This is a genomic window from Pseudomonas sp. L13 (assembly GCF_009935965.1).
GTDB classification, from domain to species: domain Bacteria; phylum Pseudomonadota; class Gammaproteobacteria; order Pseudomonadales; family Pseudomonadaceae; genus Aquipseudomonas; species Aquipseudomonas lactis.
Window position 1 is genome coordinate 22,459 of sequence record NZ_QODJ01000045.1, and the last position, 15,242, is coordinate 37,700.

Annotated in this window: 26 protein-coding genes; all 26 read right to left on the reverse strand. The window is 54.3% G+C overall.

The genetic code is table 11. From position 1 onward, the window contains the following. Positions 1-17: 17 nt before the first annotated feature. The 26 genes from secY to rpsL all read right to left on the reverse strand — a co-directional run bounded on the left by secY (position 18) and on the right by rpsL (position 15,056). The gene (gene secY, locus DK871_RS20495; protein WP_003194637.1) at positions 18-1,346 is read right to left on the reverse strand and encodes a preprotein translocase subunit SecY; all 1,329 of its coding nucleotides are present in this window, start codon (positions 1,344-1,346) and stop codon (positions 18-20) included. Next, positions 1,347-1,784, reverse strand: a complete 438-nt coding sequence (gene rplO / locus DK871_RS20500) for a 50S ribosomal protein L15 (protein WP_003176407.1) — start codon at positions 1,782-1,784, stop codon at positions 1,347-1,349. A gap of 3 nt (positions 1,785-1,787) precedes the next feature. Continuing rightward, on the reverse strand, positions 1,788-1,964 hold the full coding sequence (gene rpmD / locus DK871_RS20505) for a 50S ribosomal protein L30 (RefSeq protein ID WP_003176408.1): 177 nt from the start codon (positions 1,962-1,964) through the stop codon (positions 1,788-1,790). A 2-nt stretch (positions 1,965-1,966) separates the two neighbouring features. Beyond that, a complete protein-coding gene (rpsE, locus tag DK871_RS20510) occupies positions 1,967-2,467 on the reverse strand; it encodes a 30S ribosomal protein S5 (protein ID WP_003176409.1) in 501 nt (166 codons plus the stop codon). 3 nt (positions 2,468-2,470) lie between these two features. After that, on the reverse strand, positions 2,471-2,821 hold the full coding sequence (gene rplR / locus DK871_RS20515; RefSeq protein WP_003186037.1) for a 50S ribosomal protein L18: 351 nt from the start codon (positions 2,819-2,821) through the stop codon (positions 2,471-2,473). 10 nt (positions 2,822-2,831) lie between these two features. Next, complete coding sequence (gene rplF / locus DK871_RS20520; protein WP_003194640.1) at positions 2,832-3,365, reverse strand: 50S ribosomal protein L6; 534 nt, start codon at positions 3,363-3,365, stop codon at positions 2,832-2,834. Positions 3,366-3,377: 12 nt separating this feature from the next. Further along, entirely contained in the window at positions 3,378-3,770 is a 393-nt protein-coding gene (rpsH, locus tag DK871_RS20525; protein WP_003176413.1) for a 30S ribosomal protein S8, read from the reverse strand. Between the two features lie 208 nt (positions 3,771-3,978). After that, positions 3,979-4,284 carry a 30S ribosomal protein S14 gene (gene rpsN, locus DK871_RS20530; protein ID WP_003176414.1) on the reverse strand — a complete coding sequence of 102 codons (306 nt, stop codon included), beginning with the start codon at positions 4,282-4,284 and terminating at the stop codon, positions 3,979-3,981. Positions 4,285-4,297: 13 nt separating this feature from the next. Next, on the reverse strand, positions 4,298-4,837 hold the full coding sequence (gene rplE / locus DK871_RS20535) for a 50S ribosomal protein L5 (RefSeq protein ID WP_003194642.1): 540 nt from the start codon (positions 4,835-4,837) through the stop codon (positions 4,298-4,300). 22 nt (positions 4,838-4,859) lie between these two features. After that, positions 4,860-5,174, reverse strand: a complete 315-nt coding sequence (gene rplX / locus DK871_RS20540; RefSeq protein WP_003176416.1) for a 50S ribosomal protein L24 — start codon at positions 5,172-5,174, stop codon at positions 4,860-4,862. 11 nt (positions 5,175-5,185) lie between these two features. Beyond that, positions 5,186-5,554, reverse strand: coding sequence for a 50S ribosomal protein L14 (gene rplN, locus DK871_RS20545; protein WP_002555479.1), 369 nt, complete (start codon positions 5,552-5,554; stop codon positions 5,186-5,188). A gap of 23 nt (positions 5,555-5,577) precedes the next feature. Next, positions 5,578-5,844 carry a 30S ribosomal protein S17 gene (rpsQ, locus tag DK871_RS20550; protein WP_003194644.1) on the reverse strand — a complete coding sequence of 89 codons (267 nt, stop codon included), beginning with the start codon at positions 5,842-5,844 and terminating at the stop codon, positions 5,578-5,580. A 2-nt stretch (positions 5,845-5,846) separates the two neighbouring features. Further along, positions 5,847-6,038 carry a 50S ribosomal protein L29 gene (gene rpmC, locus DK871_RS20555; protein ID WP_002555481.1) on the reverse strand — a complete coding sequence of 64 codons (192 nt, stop codon included), beginning with the start codon at positions 6,036-6,038 and terminating at the stop codon, positions 5,847-5,849. After that, complete coding sequence (gene rplP, locus DK871_RS20560) at positions 6,038-6,451, reverse strand: 50S ribosomal protein L16 (protein ID WP_003176421.1); 414 nt, start codon at positions 6,449-6,451, stop codon at positions 6,038-6,040. The genes rpmC and rplP overlap by 1 nt, the downstream gene beginning before the upstream one ends. Before the next feature lie 12 nt (positions 6,452-6,463). Beyond that, a complete protein-coding gene (gene rpsC / locus DK871_RS20565; protein WP_003176422.1) occupies positions 6,464-7,150 on the reverse strand; it encodes a 30S ribosomal protein S3 in 687 nt (228 codons plus the stop codon). 13 nt (positions 7,151-7,163) lie between these two features. Next, positions 7,164-7,496 (reverse strand): 50S ribosomal protein L22, encoded by a 333-nt coding sequence (gene rplV / locus DK871_RS20570; RefSeq protein ID WP_003103908.1) that lies wholly within the window; start codon positions 7,494-7,496, stop codon positions 7,164-7,166. A gap of 11 nt (positions 7,497-7,507) precedes the next feature. Next, positions 7,508-7,783 (reverse strand): 30S ribosomal protein S19, encoded by a 276-nt coding sequence (gene rpsS / locus DK871_RS20575; RefSeq protein WP_002555486.1) that lies wholly within the window; start codon positions 7,781-7,783, stop codon positions 7,508-7,510. Between the two features lie 16 nt (positions 7,784-7,799). Next, positions 7,800-8,624 carry a 50S ribosomal protein L2 gene (rplB, locus tag DK871_RS20580; RefSeq protein WP_003186055.1) on the reverse strand — a complete coding sequence of 275 codons (825 nt, stop codon included), beginning with the start codon at positions 8,622-8,624 and terminating at the stop codon, positions 7,800-7,802. Positions 8,625-8,638: 14 nt separating this feature from the next. Then, the gene (gene rplW / locus DK871_RS20585; RefSeq protein ID WP_002555488.1) at positions 8,639-8,938 is read right to left on the reverse strand and encodes a 50S ribosomal protein L23; all 300 of its coding nucleotides are present in this window, start codon (positions 8,936-8,938) and stop codon (positions 8,639-8,641) included. Next, a complete protein-coding gene (gene rplD / locus DK871_RS20590; RefSeq protein ID WP_003176424.1) occupies positions 8,935-9,537 on the reverse strand; it encodes a 50S ribosomal protein L4 in 603 nt (200 codons plus the stop codon). The genes rplW and rplD overlap by 4 nt, the downstream gene beginning before the upstream one ends. Positions 9,538-9,549: 12 nt before the next feature. Further along, positions 9,550-10,185 carry a 50S ribosomal protein L3 gene (rplC, locus tag DK871_RS20595; protein ID WP_003194649.1) on the reverse strand — a complete coding sequence of 212 codons (636 nt, stop codon included), beginning with the start codon at positions 10,183-10,185 and terminating at the stop codon, positions 9,550-9,552. An 81-nt stretch (positions 10,186-10,266) separates the two neighbouring features. Continuing rightward, positions 10,267-10,578 carry a 30S ribosomal protein S10 gene (rpsJ, locus tag DK871_RS20600; RefSeq protein ID WP_003186070.1) on the reverse strand — a complete coding sequence of 104 codons (312 nt, stop codon included), beginning with the start codon at positions 10,576-10,578 and terminating at the stop codon, positions 10,267-10,269. A gap of 157 nt (positions 10,579-10,735) precedes the next feature. Beyond that, entirely contained in the window at positions 10,736-11,929 is a 1,194-nt protein-coding gene (tuf, locus tag DK871_RS20605; protein WP_003176426.1) for an elongation factor Tu, read from the reverse strand. Positions 11,930-11,959: 30 nt separating this feature from the next. Further along, on the reverse strand, positions 11,960-14,065 hold the full coding sequence (gene fusA / locus DK871_RS20610) for an elongation factor G (RefSeq protein ID WP_003194651.1): 2,106 nt from the start codon (positions 14,063-14,065) through the stop codon (positions 11,960-11,962). Between the two features lie 30 nt (positions 14,066-14,095). Then, entirely contained in the window at positions 14,096-14,566 is a 471-nt protein-coding gene (gene rpsG / locus DK871_RS20615; protein WP_002555493.1) for a 30S ribosomal protein S7, read from the reverse strand. Between the two features lie 118 nt (positions 14,567-14,684). Beyond that, positions 14,685-15,056: a 30S ribosomal protein S12 gene (gene rpsL / locus DK871_RS20620; RefSeq protein ID WP_002555494.1), complete on the reverse strand. Its 372-nt coding sequence runs from the start codon at positions 15,054-15,056 to the stop codon at positions 14,685-14,687. Positions 15,057-15,242 lie beyond the last annotated feature (186 nt).

Below are 15,242 nucleotides of genomic sequence, written 5' to 3' on the forward strand. Positions count from 1 at the left end.
CGAACCTTATGGGGTACTCAGCGCAACATGCCGCTGCCGTAGCCCTTCAGGTTGGCTTTCTTCATCAGGGATTCGTACTGGTGCGAAACGAGGTGCGATTGTACTTGGGACATGAAGTCCATCACAACCACGACCACGATCAGCAACGAGGTCCCGCCAAGGTAGAACGGAACGTTTGCTGCAACCACCAGGAACTGGGGCAACAGGCACACGGCCGTCATATATAGAGCACCGAACAGGGTCAAACGAGTCAGAACGCCATCAATGTAGCGTGCCGACTGCTCACCTGGACGGATGCCCGGAATAAAGGCACCGGACTTCTTCAGGTTTTCCGCTACGTCTTTCGGATTGAACATCAACGCCGTATAGAAGAAGCAGAAGAAAATAATCCCTGCACTAAACAGCAGAATATTCAACGGCTGACCAGGAGCGATCGACTGAGAGAGGTCCTGCAGCCAGCCCATATTTTCAGACTGACCAAACCAGGTACCCAACGAAGCCGGAAACAGCAAGATGCTGCTCGCGAAAATTGCCGGAATAACACCGGCCATATTCACTTTCAGCGGCAAGTGGCTGGTCTGCGCAGCAAAGACCTTACGGCCCTGCTGACGCTTGGCGTAGTGAACAGCAATACGACGCTGGCCACGCTCAATGAACACCACAAAACCGATAATCGCTACTGCCAGCAAACCGATGGCAACCAAGGCGAAGATATTGATATCACCCTGACGCGCAGACTCGAAAGACTGCCCGATTGCTCTCGGAAGACCGGCGACGATACCTGCGAAAATCAACATCGAGATACCGTTACCAACACCACGCTCAGTAATCTGCTCACCCAGCCACATCATGAACATCGCACCAGCCACAAACGTGGATACTGCGACGAAATGGAAGCCAAAGTCACCAGTGAACGCAACGCCCTGCCCGGCCAGGCCAACGGACATGCCGATAGCTTGGACCAGAGCGAGGACGACAGTGCCGTAGCGGGTGTACTGGCTAATCTTGCGACGGCCAGCTTCACCTTCCTTCTTCAACTGCTCCAGCTGCGGGCTGACGGCTGTCATCAGTTGCATGATGATCGATGCCGAGATATACGGCATGATCCCCAGTGCAAAGATGCTCATCCGCTCCAGCGCGCCGCCGGAAAACATGTTGAACAAGCTAAGAATGGTCCCCTCATTCTGTCGAAACAGGTCTGCGAGTCGGTCCGGGTTGATACCTGGAACCGGGATGTGTGCGCCTATTCGGTAGACGATAATCGCCAGGAACAGAAAACGCAGACGAGCCCAAAGTTCAGACATACCGCCTTTGCCGAGCGCTGAGAGAGCACCTTGCTTAGCCATTTATTCCTCGAACTTGCCGCCAGCTGCTTCGATAGCCGAACGCGCACCTTTGGTGGCGCCGATTCCCTTGCCGATAGTGACAGCGCGAGTCACTTCACCGGACAGCATGATTTTCACACGCTGTACGTTGACGTTGATCACGTTGGCATCTTTCAGGGTCTGCACAGTAACGATGTCGCCTTCCACTTTAGCCAGCTCGGACAGACGCACTTCTGCGCGGTCCATGGCCTTCAGGGATACGAAACCGAACTTAGGCAGGCGACGATGCAGCGGCTGTTGACCGCCTTCAAAGCCTGGAGCGATGGTGCCACCGGAGCGGGAGGTTTGACCTTTGTGGCCACGGCCACCGGTCTTACCCAAACCACTACCAATACCACGGCCCGGACGATGCTTTTCGCGACGGGAACCCGGCGCTGGACTCAGATCATTGAGTTTCATCGATTAACCCTCTACACGCAGCATGTAGTAAGCCTTGTTGATCATCCCGCGATTCTCGGGAGTATCCTGGACTTCTACAGTGTGACCGATGCGACGCAGACCCAAACCTTTAACGCACAATTTGTGGTTAGGGATGCGGCCGGTCATGCTTTTGATCAGCGTTACTTTAACGGTAGCCATGATCAGAAGATCTCCTTGACAGTCAGACCACGCTTGGCAGCGATGGACTCAGGAGATTGCATAGCCTTCAGACCCTTGAAAGTGGCGTGAACCACGTTTACCGGGTTAGTCGAGCCGTAGCACTTGGCCAGAACGTTCTGCACGCCAGCAACTTCGAGGACAGCACGCATAGCGCCGCCAGCGATGATACCGGTACCTTCAGAAGCAGGCTGCATGTACACCTTCGAAGCGCCGTGAGCGGACTTCATTGCGTACTGCAGAGTGGTGCCGTTCAGATCAACTTGGATCATGTTGCGACGAGCAGCTTCCATTGCCTTCTGGATCGCAGCAGGCACTTCACGTGACTTGCCACGGCCGAAGCCAACACGCCCTTTACCATCACCCACCACGGTCAACGCGGTGAAAGTGAAGATACGGCCGCCTTTAACGGTTTTGGCTACGCGGTTAACTTGAACCAGCTTCTCAATGTAGCCTTCGTCGCGCTTTTGGTCGTTATTTGACATAACTTAGAACTCCAGCCCAGCTTCACGAGCAGCATCAGCCAGCGCTTTCACGCGACCGTGGTACTTGAAGCCAGAGCGGTCGAAAGCCACTTGCGAGACGCCAGCGGCCTTAGCACGCGTAGCGACCAGCTGGCCAACCTTTGTGGCCGCGTCGATGTTGCCAGTGGCACCATCACGCAGTTCTTTATCCAAAGTCGAGGCGCTTGCCAGGACTTTGTTGCCGTCGGCCGAGATGACCTGGGCGTAGATGTGCTGCGACGAGCGGAACACGCAGAGACGCACGACTTCGAGTTCGTGCATTTTCAGGCGTGCTTTGCGAGCGCGACGCAGTCGAGTAACTTTTTTGTCGGTCATTTGCTATGCCCTACTTCTTCTTGGCTTCTTTACGACGGACGACTTCGTCCGCGTAGCGCACACCTTTGCCTTTGTACGGCTCTGGTGGACGGAAGTCGCGGATCTCAGCGGCCACTTGACCTACCAGCTGCTTGTCGATGCCCTTGATCAGGATATCGGTCTGGCTAGGAGTCTCAGCAGTGATGCCCGCTGGCAGTTCGTAATCCACTGGGTGCGAGAAGCCAAGGGCAAGGTTCAAAACCGTGCCTTTTGCTTGCGCTTTGTAACCAACACCGACCAGCTGGAGCTTACGCTCGAAGCCTTGGCTTACGCCTTGGACCATGTTGTTTACCAACGCACGCGTGGTACCGGCCATTGCGCGAGTCTGTTGATCGCCATTGCGAGCAGCGAAACGCAGCTCACCAGCTTCTTCAACGATCTCAACGGACGAATGGATGTTCAGTTCAAGAGTACCCTTGGCACCCTTCACCGAAAGCTGTTGGCCTGCGAATTTGACTTCGACACCGGCTGGCAGCTTAACGGGGTTCTTAGCGACGCGAGACATGCTTATCCCCCCTTAGAACACAGTGCAAAGAACTTCGCCGCCGACACCGGCAGCGCGCGCAGCACGATCCGTCATCACACCTTTGTTGGTGGAGACGATAGACACGCCCAGACCGCCACGAACTTTCGGCAGATCTTCAGCGGACTTGTACTGACGCAGGCCTGGACGGCTAACGCGCTTCACTTCCTCGATGACCGAACGGCCTTCGAAGTACTTCAGCTCGATGGACAGCAGTGGTTTGATTTCGCTGCTGATCTGATAACCCGCAATGTAGCCTTCGTCTTTCAGGACTTTGGCAACAGCTACCTTCAACTTGGAAGATGGCATGCTTACGACGGACTTTTCAGCCATCTGGGCATTACGGATACGAGTTAGCATGTCCGCTAACGGGTCCTGCATACTCATGGGCTAGACGCTCCTAATACAAAAAAATTAGCCTTGCGGCTACATATGTCGCCGAGAATCTCCGAGCACAAAAAACACGGGCTCAGGCGAGCCGCGTATTTTAGACATACTCCAGAAATGAAACAAGCCCCAAAAGGGGCTTGATCCAGATTCAAGGTCACCGGCGGTCAGTATCTTGCGATTCCGACCACCTGGACGTTGAAAGTACTTACCAGCTGGCTTTAACCAGACCTGGTACGTCACCACGCATTGCCGCTTCACGCAGTTTGTTACGGCCGAGGCCGAACTTGCGGTAAACGCCGTGTGGACGACCGGTCAGGCGGCAGCGGTTACGCATGCGCGAAGCGCTTGCGTCACGTGGCTGCTTCTGCAGAGCAACTGTAGCTTCCCAACGCGCTTCTGGACTTGCGTTCAGATCAACGATGATTGCTTTCAGTGCTGCACGCTTCTTGGCGTACTTGGCAACCGTGAGCTGACGCTTCAGCTCGCGGTTTTTCATGCTCATCTTGGCCATGGTCCTACTCCAATCAGTTGCGGAACGGGAATTTGAAAGCACGCAACAGGGCGCGACCTTCATCATCGTTCTTGGCAGTGGTGGTCAGGGTGATGTCCAGACCGCGGAGAGCATCGATCTTGTCGTAGTCGATTTCCGGGAAGATGATCTGCTCTTTCACGCCCATGCTGTAGTTACCACGACCATCGAAGGACTTGGCATTCAGGCCGCGGAAGTCGCGGACCCGAGGCAGGGAGATCGACAGCAGACGATCCAGGAATTCGTACATACGCTCACGGCGCAGAGTCACTTTGACGCCGATCGGCCAACCTTCACGGACTTTAAAGCCAGCGATGGATTTCCGAGCGTAAGTCACAACGACTTTCTGACCGGTGATCTTTTCCAGGTCGGCAACAGCGTGCTCGATGACTTTTTTGTCGCCGATCGCTTCGCCCAGACCCATGTTCAGGGTGATTTTGGTGACGCGCGGAACTTCCATCACGTTCCCGAGCTTAAGTTCTTCCTTAAGCTTAGGGGCGATTTCCTTCCGGTAAATCTCTTGTAGTCGTGCCATGGTCTAATCTACCTAGCAGTGTTCAAGCATCAACCGCTTTTTGGGTCGACTTGAAGACACGAATTTTCTTACCGTCTTCTACTTTGAAACCAACGCGGTCAGCCTTGTTGGTTTCGCCGTTGAAGATGGCGACGTTAGAAGCATCCAGCGGAGCTTCTTTCTCGACGATACCGCCCTGCACGCCCGACATCGGGTTAGGCTTGGTATGACGCTTGACCAGGTTCAGACCACCGATAACCAGACGGTTATTAGCGAGAACCTTAAGCACCTTACCGCGCTTACCTTTGTCTTTGCCGGCGATCACGATGATCTCGTCGTCACGACGAATCTTTTGCATGTCGGATCTCCTTACAGCACTTCTGGGGCGAGCGAGACGATCTTCATGAACTTCTCAGTACGAAGTTCACGGGTCACTGGCCCAAAGATACGGGTGCCGATCGGCTCTTGCTTGTTGTTCAGAAGAACAGCAGCGTTGCCATCAAAGCGGATAATGGAGCCATCAGCACGACGTACGCCGTGACGAGTGCGGACTACAACAGCAGTCATCACTTGGCCTTTTTTCACCTTACCGCGAGGAATTGCTTCCTTCACGGTAACCTTGATGATGTCACCGATACCAGCGTAACGACGATGGGAGCCACCCAGCACCTTGATGCACATAACACGGCGAGCGCCGCTGTTATCGGCCACATCGAGCATGGATTGAGTCTGAATCATATAATTTCTCCGACCCCTAGTCCTTAGACTTCCACAGCGCGTTCGAGAACATCAACCAGTGCCCAAGACTTGGTCTTGGCCATCGGACGAGTTTCACGAATAGTGACCTTGTCGCCGATGTGGCACTGATTGGTTTCGTCGTGCGCGTGCAGCTTAGTCGAACGCTTAACATATTTACCGTAGATCGGGTGCTTAACGCGACGCTCGATCAAAACGGTGATGGTTTTGTCCATCTTGTCGCTGACAACACGGCCAGTCAGCGTACGGACAGTCTTTTCGGCTTCAGCCATGATCACTTACCTGCCTGCTGGTTGAGCACAGTCTTCACGCGAGCGATGTCACGCTTAACTTGCGAGAGCAGATGAGACTGCCCCAACTGGCCAGTTGCTTTCTGCATACGCAGATTGAACTGGTCGCGCAGCAGGCCGAGCAGTTGCTCGTTCAGCTGCTGTGCGGATTTTTCACGAAGTTCATTCGCTTTCATCACATCACCGTCCGTTTAACAAAGGAGGTGGCGAGCGGCAGCTTTGCAGCAGCCAGGGCGAAAGCCTCACGCGCCAGCTCTTCAGAAACACCCTCGATTTCATACAGGACTTTGCCTGGCTGAATCTGGGCTACCCAGTATTCCACGTTACCCTTACCTTTACCCATCCGAACCTCGAGAGGTTTTTTGGAGATCGGCTTGTCCGGGAATACACGGATCCAGATCTTGCCGCCACGTTTTACGTGACGGGTCAGAGCACGACGCGCTGACTCGATCTGACGAGCGGTGAGACGACCACGAGCTACAGACTTCAGCGCGAACTCGCCGAAGCTGACTTTGCTACCGCGCTGAGCCAGACCACGGTTGTGGCCTGTCATCTGCTTGCGGAACTTCGTACGCTTAGGTTGCAACATTTGGCGTACCCCTTACTTAGCAGCTTTTTTACGAGGCGCTGGTGCTTGTGGTTTCAGTTCTTCTTGGCGACCACCAATTACTTCGCCTTTGAAGATCCAAACCTTTACACCGATCACACCGTAAGTGGTGTGAGCTTCGTAGTTGGCATAGTCGATGTCGGCACGCAGGGTGTGCAGTGGCACACGACCTTCGCGATACCATTCAGTACGTGCGATTTCAGCACCGCCGAGACGACCGCTCACTTGGATTTTGATGCCTTTGGCACCAATGCGCATGGCGTTCTGTACGGCGCGCTTCATAGCGCGACGGAACATTACGCGACGCTCCAGCTGCTGAGCTACGCTCTGCGCAACCAGCATACCGTCGAGCTCCGGCTTGCGGATCTCTTCGATATTGATGTGCACAGGCACACCCATTTGCTTGGTCAGGTCCTGACGCAGTTTCTCAACATCTTCACCTTTCTTCCCGATAACGATACCTGGACGAGCGGTGTGGATGGTGATACGTGCAGTTTGGGCCGGACGATGGATATCGATACGGCTTACGGACGCGCTTTTTAGTTTGTCTTGGAGATACTCACGCACCTTCAGATCAGCGAACAAGTAGTCCGCATAAGTCCGACCGTCTGCGTACCAGACGGAGGTGTGCTCCTTGACGATTCCCAGGCGAATGCCAATGGGATGTACTTTCTGACCCATCTCTTCGACTCCGTTACTTGTCAGCAACCTTGACAGTGATATGGCAAGACCGCTTGACGATGCGATCAGCACGGCCTTTGGCACGTGGCATGATGCGCTTCAGCGAACGCCCTTCGTTGACGAAAACGGTGCTGACCTTCAGGTCATCAACGTCTGCGCCTTCGTTATGCTCGGCGTTGGCTACGGCCGACTCCAGCACTTTCTTCATGATCTCGGCGGCTTTCTTACTGCTGAAAGCCAACAGGTTGAGCGCTTCGCCCACCTTCTTCCCGCGGATCTGGTCGGCGACCAAGCGGGCTTTCTGGGCGGAGATTCGAGCGCCCGACAACTTAGCGGCTACTTCCATTTCCTAACCCCTTAACGCTTGGCTTTCTTGTCTGCCACGTGCCCACGATAAGTGCGGGTACCGGCAAACTCGCCCAGTTTGTGGCCGACCATGTCTTCGTTAACGAGAACTGGGACGTGTTGACGACCGTTGTGTACTGCGATGGTCAGACCGACCATTTGTGGCAGGATCATCGAACGACGCGACCAGGTTTTAACTGGTTTGCGATCGTTCTTTTCCGCCGCCACTTCGATCTTCTTCAGTAGGTGAAGATCAATAAAAGGACCTTTTTTCAGAGAACGTGGCACTGTCGTATCCCTCTATTTACTTGCGACGACGGACGATCATTTTGTCGGTACGCTTATTACCACGAGTCTTCGCGCCCTTAGTCGGGAAGCCCCATGGCGATACCGGATGACGACCACCAGAGGTACGACCTTCACCACCACCGTGTGGGTGGTCAACCGGGTTCATGGCAACACCACGAACGGTTGGGCGAACGCCACGCCAGCGTTTGGCACCAGCTTTACCCAACGAACGCAGGCTGTGCTCGGAGTTCGAGACTTCGCCCAGGGTCGCACGGCATTCAGCCAGTACTTTACGCATCTCACCAGAACGCAGACGCAGGGTCACGTAGACACCTTCACGAGCGATCAGCTGAGCCGAAGCACCAGCGGAACGAGCGATCTGTGCGCCTTTACCTGGCTTCAATTCGATGCCGTGTACGGTGCTACCAACTGGAATGTTACGCAGTTGCAGAGCGTTGCCCGGCTTGATCGGTGCCAGAGCACCTGCGATCAGCTGGTCGCCAGCACTCACGCCTTTAGGGGCGATGATGTAGCGACGCTCGCCATCTGCGTACAGCAGCAGAGCGATGTGAGCAGTACGGTTTGGATCGTATTCGATACGCTCGACAGTGGCAGCGATGCCATCTTTGTCGTTGCGACGGAAGTCGACCAGACGATAATGCTGCTTATGGCCACCACCGATGTGACGAGTGGTAATGCGACCATTGTTGTTACGACCACCAGACTTCGATTTTTTCTCGAGCAGCGGTGCGTGAGGAGCGCCTTTATGCAGCTCCTGGTTGACCACCTTGACCACAAAACGGCGGCCAGGGGAAGTCGGTTTGCATTTAACGATTGCCATGATGCACCCCTTCCTTACTCAGCACTGCTGCTGAAATCGAGATCTTGGCCTGGCTGAAGGGAGATAACTGCCTTCTTCCAGTCATTACGCTTGCCCAGACCGCGAGCAGTGCGCTTGCTCTTACCCAGAACATTCAGGGTAGTAACACGCTCTACTTTCACGCTGAACAGGCTTTCGACGGCCTTCTTGATTTCCAGCTTGGTTGCGTCAGTTGCAACCTTGAAAACGAACTGGCCTTTCTTGTCAGCCAGAACCGTAGCCTTTTCGGAAACGTGCGGGCCAAGCAGAACTTTAAATACGCGTTCCTGGTTCATCCCAGCAGCTCCTCGAATTTCTTCACGGCCGACACGGTGATCAACACCTTGTCGTATGCGATCAGACTAACTGGATCGGAACCTTGCACGTCACGTACATCAACGTGTGGCAGGTTGCGAGCAGCCAGGTACAGGTTCTGATCAACAGCTTCGGACACGATCAAAACGTCGGTCAGGCTCATGTTGTTCAGTTTGCCCAGCAGATCTTTGGTTTTTGGACTTTCAACAGCGAAGTCCTGAACCACGACCAGACGATCAGTACGCACGAGTTCAGCAAGGATGGAGCGCAGTGCTGCGCGGTACATCTTCTTGTTGAGCTTCTGAGAGTGATCCTGTGGACGAGCTGCGAAAGTGGTACCGCCGCCACGCCAGATTGGGCTACGGATAGTACCGGCACGAGCACGGCCAGTGCCTTTCTGACGCCAAGGGCGCTTACCGCCACCACGTACGTCGGAACGGGTCTTTTGCTGCTTGCTACCTTGACGGCCGCCGGCCATGTAGGCCACGACTGCTTGGTGAACGAGCGTCTCGTTGAATTCGCCGCCAAATGTCAGTTCGGAAACTTCGATCGCTTGAGCGTCATTTACATTTAATTGCATGTCAGCTTCCCCTTAACCGCGAGCCTTGGCCGCTGGACGTACAACCAGGTTGCCGCCAGTAGCGCCAGGAACAGCACCCTTGACCAACAACAGATTGCGTTCAGCGTCGACGCGCACTACTTCGAGGGACTGCACGGTCACGCGCTCAGCGCCCATATGACCGGACATTTTTTTGCCCTTGAATACACGACCAGGAGTCTGGCACTGGCCAATAGAGCCCGGGACGCGGTGGGAAACGGAGTTACCGTGAGTGTTGTCTTGACCACGGAAATTCCAACGCTTGATCGTACCCTGGAAGCCTTTACCTTTGGACTGACCGGTCACATCGACCAGTTGACCAGCGGCGAAGATTTCAGCGTTGATCAGATCGCCAGCCTGGTAGTCGCCGTCTTCAAGACGGAACTCCATGACGGTACGACCAGCTGCAACGTTTGCTTTAGCGAAGTGACCTGCTTGAGCAGCAGTCACGCGCGAAGCACGACGCTCGCCGACAGTGACTTGCACTGCACGATAGCCATCGGTTTCTTCAGTTTTGAACTGGGTGACGCGATTCGGTTCGATCTCAATGACCGTGACCGGAATGGAGACACCTTCTTCGGTGAAAATACGGGTCATACCGCATTTACGACCGACTACACCAATAGTCATGTTGTAAACCTCATGAGTGTACGGGGCTTTCACCCGCTATGGCCGCCCATTTCAGAGCGTTACACGACTAAGACCCAAGTCTTAGCCGAGGCTGATCTGTACTTCCACACCGGCCGCCAGATCGAGCTTCATAAGTGCATCAACGGTTTTATCCGTTGGCTGGACGATGTCCAGTACGCGCTTATGAGTACGGATCTCGTACTGGTCACGCGCGTCTTTGTTGACGTGCGGGGAGACCAGAACGGTGAACCGCTCTTTACGGGTAGGCAGTGGAATTGGACCACGCACTTGAGCACCAGTACGTTTCGCGGTTTCCACGATTTCCTGGGTGGATTGGTCGATCAGGCGATGGTCAAAAGCCTTCAACCTGATACGGATTTGCTGATTTTGCATTGGATTTCAGACTCCGGCTGCTATTCCCACCGGGCGCAATACGCCCGTTAAAAGGAGGCGCAATTCTATAGACGCCCTAGATAGGTGTCAACCCAATAAAAAAGCCCCCGCTAAGCGGGGGCTTTCTCAAAACATCAAAGCTCACTCAAAAGAGAGATTACTCGATGATTTTAGCTACAACGCCAGCACCAACGGTACGGCCGCCTTCACGGATTGCGAAACGCAGACCGTCTTCCATAGCGATGGTTTTGATCAGGGTGACAACCATTTTGATGTTGTCGCCTGGCATTACCATTTCTACGCCTTCCGGCAGTTCGCAGTTACCAGTCACGTCAGTAGTACGGAAGTAGAACTGTGGACGGTAGCCTTTGAAGAACGGAGTGTGACGACCGCCTTCTTCTTTGCTCAGCACGTACACTTCAGCTTCGAACTTGGTGTGCGGCTTAACCGAACCTGGCTTGACCAGAACCTGGCCACGCTCAACGTCGTCACGCTTGGTACCACGCAGCAGAACGCCGCAGTTCTCGCCAGCACGACCTTCGTCGAGCAGCTTACGGAACATTTCAACACCGGTGCAGGTGGTGACGGTAGTGTCACGCAGACCAACGATTTCCAGTGGATCTTGTACCTTGACGATACCGCGCTCGATACGACCAGTTACAACAGTACCGCGACCAGAGATCGAGAATACGTCTTCGATTGGCATCAGGAACGGCTTGTCGATAACACGGACTGGATCTGGGATGTAGCTGTCCAGAGTCTCAACCAGTTTACGAACGGACGTGGTGCCCATTTCGTTATCGTCTTTGCCTTCCAGAGCCATACGAGCAGAACCGATGATGATCGGAGTGTCGTCACCTGGGAAGTCGTAAGTGCTCAGCAGATCGCGCACTTCCATCTCAACCAGTTCCAGCAGCTCAGCGTCGTCTACCAGGTCAGCCTTGTTCAGGTAAACCACGATGTACGGAACGCCAACCTGACGGGACAGCAGGATGTGCTCACGGGTTTGTGGCATCGGACCATCAGCGGCCGAGCAAACCAGGATTGCGCCGTCCATCTGGGCAGCACCGGTGATCATGTTCTTCACATAGTCAGCGTGACCTGGGCAGTCAACGTGAGCGTAGTGACGGATCAGCGAGTTGTATTCAACGTGCGCGGTGTTGATGGTGATACCACGAGCTTTCTCTTCTGGCGCGCTGTCGATTTTATCGAAATCAACGATTGCGGAACCGAATACTTCGGAGCAAACGCGAGTCAGAGCAGCAGTCAGAGTGGTTTTACCGTGGTCAACGTGACCGATGGTGCCAACGTTGACGTGCGGTAGGGAACGATCAAATTTTTCTTTAGCCACGACAATTAACTCCTTGCCTAAAGGACTGAATCAGCCTTGTTTTTTGGATACAGTTTCAGCGATGTGCGCCGGAGCTGTGTTGTATTTTTTGAATTCCATAGAGTAGCTTGCGCGACCCTGGGACATGGAACGAACGTCGGTCGCATAACCGAACATCTCGCCCAACGGAACCTCGGCGCGAATCACTTTGCCGGAAACCGTGTCTTCCATACCCAAGATCATGCCGCGACGACGGTTAAGGTCGCCCATGACATCACCCATATAGTCTTCAGGTGTAACAACTTCTACCGCCATGATTGGCTCAAGCAACTCACCACCGCCCTTCTGGGCCAGTTGCTTGGTTGCCATGGAAGCAGCCACCTTAAACGCCATCTCGTTGGAGTCGACGTCGTGGTAAGAACCGTCAAAAACGGTTGCTTTCAGGCCGATCAGCGGATAGCCGGCAACAACACCGTTCTTCATCTGCTCTTCGATACCCTTCTGGATAGCAGGGATGTATTCCTTAGGAACAACACCGCCTACTACTTCGTTCACGAATTGCAGACCTTCCTGACCTTCGTCAGCAGGAGCAAAACGGATCCAGCAGTGACCGAACTGACCACGACCGCCGGACTGACGAACGAACTTGCCTTCGATTTCACAGTTCTTCGTGATGCGCTCACGATAGGAAACCTGAGGCTTACCGATGTTGGCTTCGACGTTGAACTCACGGCGCATCCGGTCAACCAGGATGTCCAGGTGCAGCTCGCCCATGCCGGAGATGATCGTTTGACCAGTCTCTTCATCAGTCTTGACGCGGAAAGATGGATCTTCCTGAGCAAGCTTGCCCAGAGCGATACCCATTTTTTCCTGGTCATCCTTGGTCTTAGGCTCCACGGCAACCGAAATAACCGGCTCCGGGAAGTCCATGCGAACCAGGATGATTGGCTTGGCAGCGTCGCACAAAGTCTCACCAGTGGTGACGTCCTTCATGCCGATCAGGGCCGCGATGTCACCAGCGCGTACTTCCTTGATCTCTTCACGGGCGTTTGCGTGCATTTGCACCATACGACCCACGCGCTCTTTCTTGCCTTTAACCGAGTTGATCACGCCGTCGCCGGAGGCCAACACGCCCGAGTAAACGCGGACGAAGGTCAAGGTACCCACGAATGGGTCGGTAGCGATCTTGAACGCCAGAGCCGAGAACGGCTCGTTGTCATCGGCGTGACGCTCCATTTCTTCTTCCTCGTTATCAGGGTTGGAACCCTTGATAGCAGGAATGTCGGTTGGAGCAGGCAGGTAGTCGATAACGGCGTCGAGAACCAGGGGAACACCCTTGTTCTTGAACGAGGAACCGCAAACAGCCAAGACGATCTCACCAGCGATAGTACGCTGACGCAGAGCGGCCTTGATTTCCACGTTGGTGAGCTCTTCACCTTCGAGGTACTTGTTCATCAGCTCTTCGCTGGCTTCGGCAGCAGCCTCAACCATGTTGTTGCGCCACTCGTCAGCCAGTTCCTGAAGCTCTTCAGGGATCGGCTTACGAACAGGAACCATACCTTTGTCGGAATCATTCCAGTAAACAGCTTCCATGTTGATCAGATCGATCTGACCCTGGAAGTTGTCTTCGGAACCGATAGCCAACTGGATAGGCACCGGAGTGTGACCCAGACGCTGCTTGATCTGACCGATCACGCGCAGGAAGTTGGCACCAGCACGGTCCATCTTGTTTACATAAACAAGACGTGGAACGCCGTACTTGTTGGCTTGACGCCATACGGTTTCCGACTGAGGCTCAACACCCGAGGTGCCGCAGAACACAACGACAGCGCCGTCGAGTACGCGCAGGGAACGTTCAACTTCAATGGTGAAGTCTACGTGGCCCGGGGTATCGATTACGTTGAAGCGATGCTCGTCTTTGTACTGCTTCTCGGAACCTTTCCAGAAGGCGGTAATAGCAGCAGAAGTAATGGTAATACCACGCTCCTGCTCCTGAACCATCCAGTCTGTGGTCGCGGCGCCGTCATGCACCTCGCCCATTTTGTGACTTTTGCCGGTGTAAAACAGTACGCGCTCGGTGGTGGTGGTTTTACCAGCATCCACGTGAGCGACGATACCGATGTTACGGTAGCGGCTAATCGGAGTAGTACGAGCCATAAAGCCCTCGCAAAATTAGTGAAGCTAAAATTAGAAGCGGTAGTGCGAGAAAGCTTTGTTGGCTTCAGCCATACGGTGCACGTCTTCACGCTTCTTAACAGCAGCACCTTTACCTTCAGCAGCGTCCAACAGTTCGCCGGCCAAACGCAGGGCCATAGACTTCTCGCCGCGCTTACGGGCGAAGTCTACCAACCAGCGCATTGCCAGAGCGTTACGACGGGACGGGCGAACTTCAACCGGAACCTGGTAAGTAGCACCGCCTACACGGCGCGACTTCACTTCGACCAGCGGAGCGATGGCGTCGAGAGCTTTCTCGAAGATTTCCAGGGGGTCGCTGTTCTTGCGTTCTTTAACCTTTTCCAGCGCGCCATAAACGATACGCTCGGCAACGGCTTTCTTGCCGCTCTCCATCACGTGGTTCATGAACTTGGCCAGAATTTGGCTTCCGTATTTTGGATCGTCAAGCACTTCGCGCTTGGCTGCTACGCGTCTTCTTGGCATGGATAAGCCCTCAAACGGTCTTCAGGTTCGCTCGGAATCGGTGCCCTTTCGGGACGCCTCCGACCTTACTCTTATCGACTCAGAAAATAAGATGATTCAGGTTTACAAAAAGCCGCTACTACTTAGGCTTCTTGGTACCGTACTTCGAACGACCCTGGTTACGACCTTTAACGCCGGAAGTATCCAAAGAACCGCGTACGGTGTGATAACGAACACCTGGCAAGTCTTTTACACGACCGCCGCGGATCAGTACCACGCTGTGCTCTTGCAGGTTGTGGCCTTCACCGCCGATGTACGAGGAAACCTCGAAACCGTTGGTCAGACGCACACGGCATACTTTACGCAGTGCCGAGTTAGGTTTTTTCGGCGTGGTGGTATACACACGGGTGCATACGCCACGACGTTGCGGGCAGTTCTGCAGCGCAGGTACGTCGGATTTCTCGACGATACGCTTACGCGGCTGACGTACCAGCTGGTTGATAGTTGCCATCTACTAGCTCCACTGTTGTCTTGCGACGCTATTGTCTTGCAAGAAAAGCAAAATGGCAGGAACGAATTCCCGCCAAATTTAGGGGTACAAGAGTCTAAAGAGGATCTTGTCCCCAGTCAAGGCAAGGCCCCGACCTCCCCTCGCGTCGAACCGGGGCAAAAATGCCTCGATCCGACGAATGGGAGT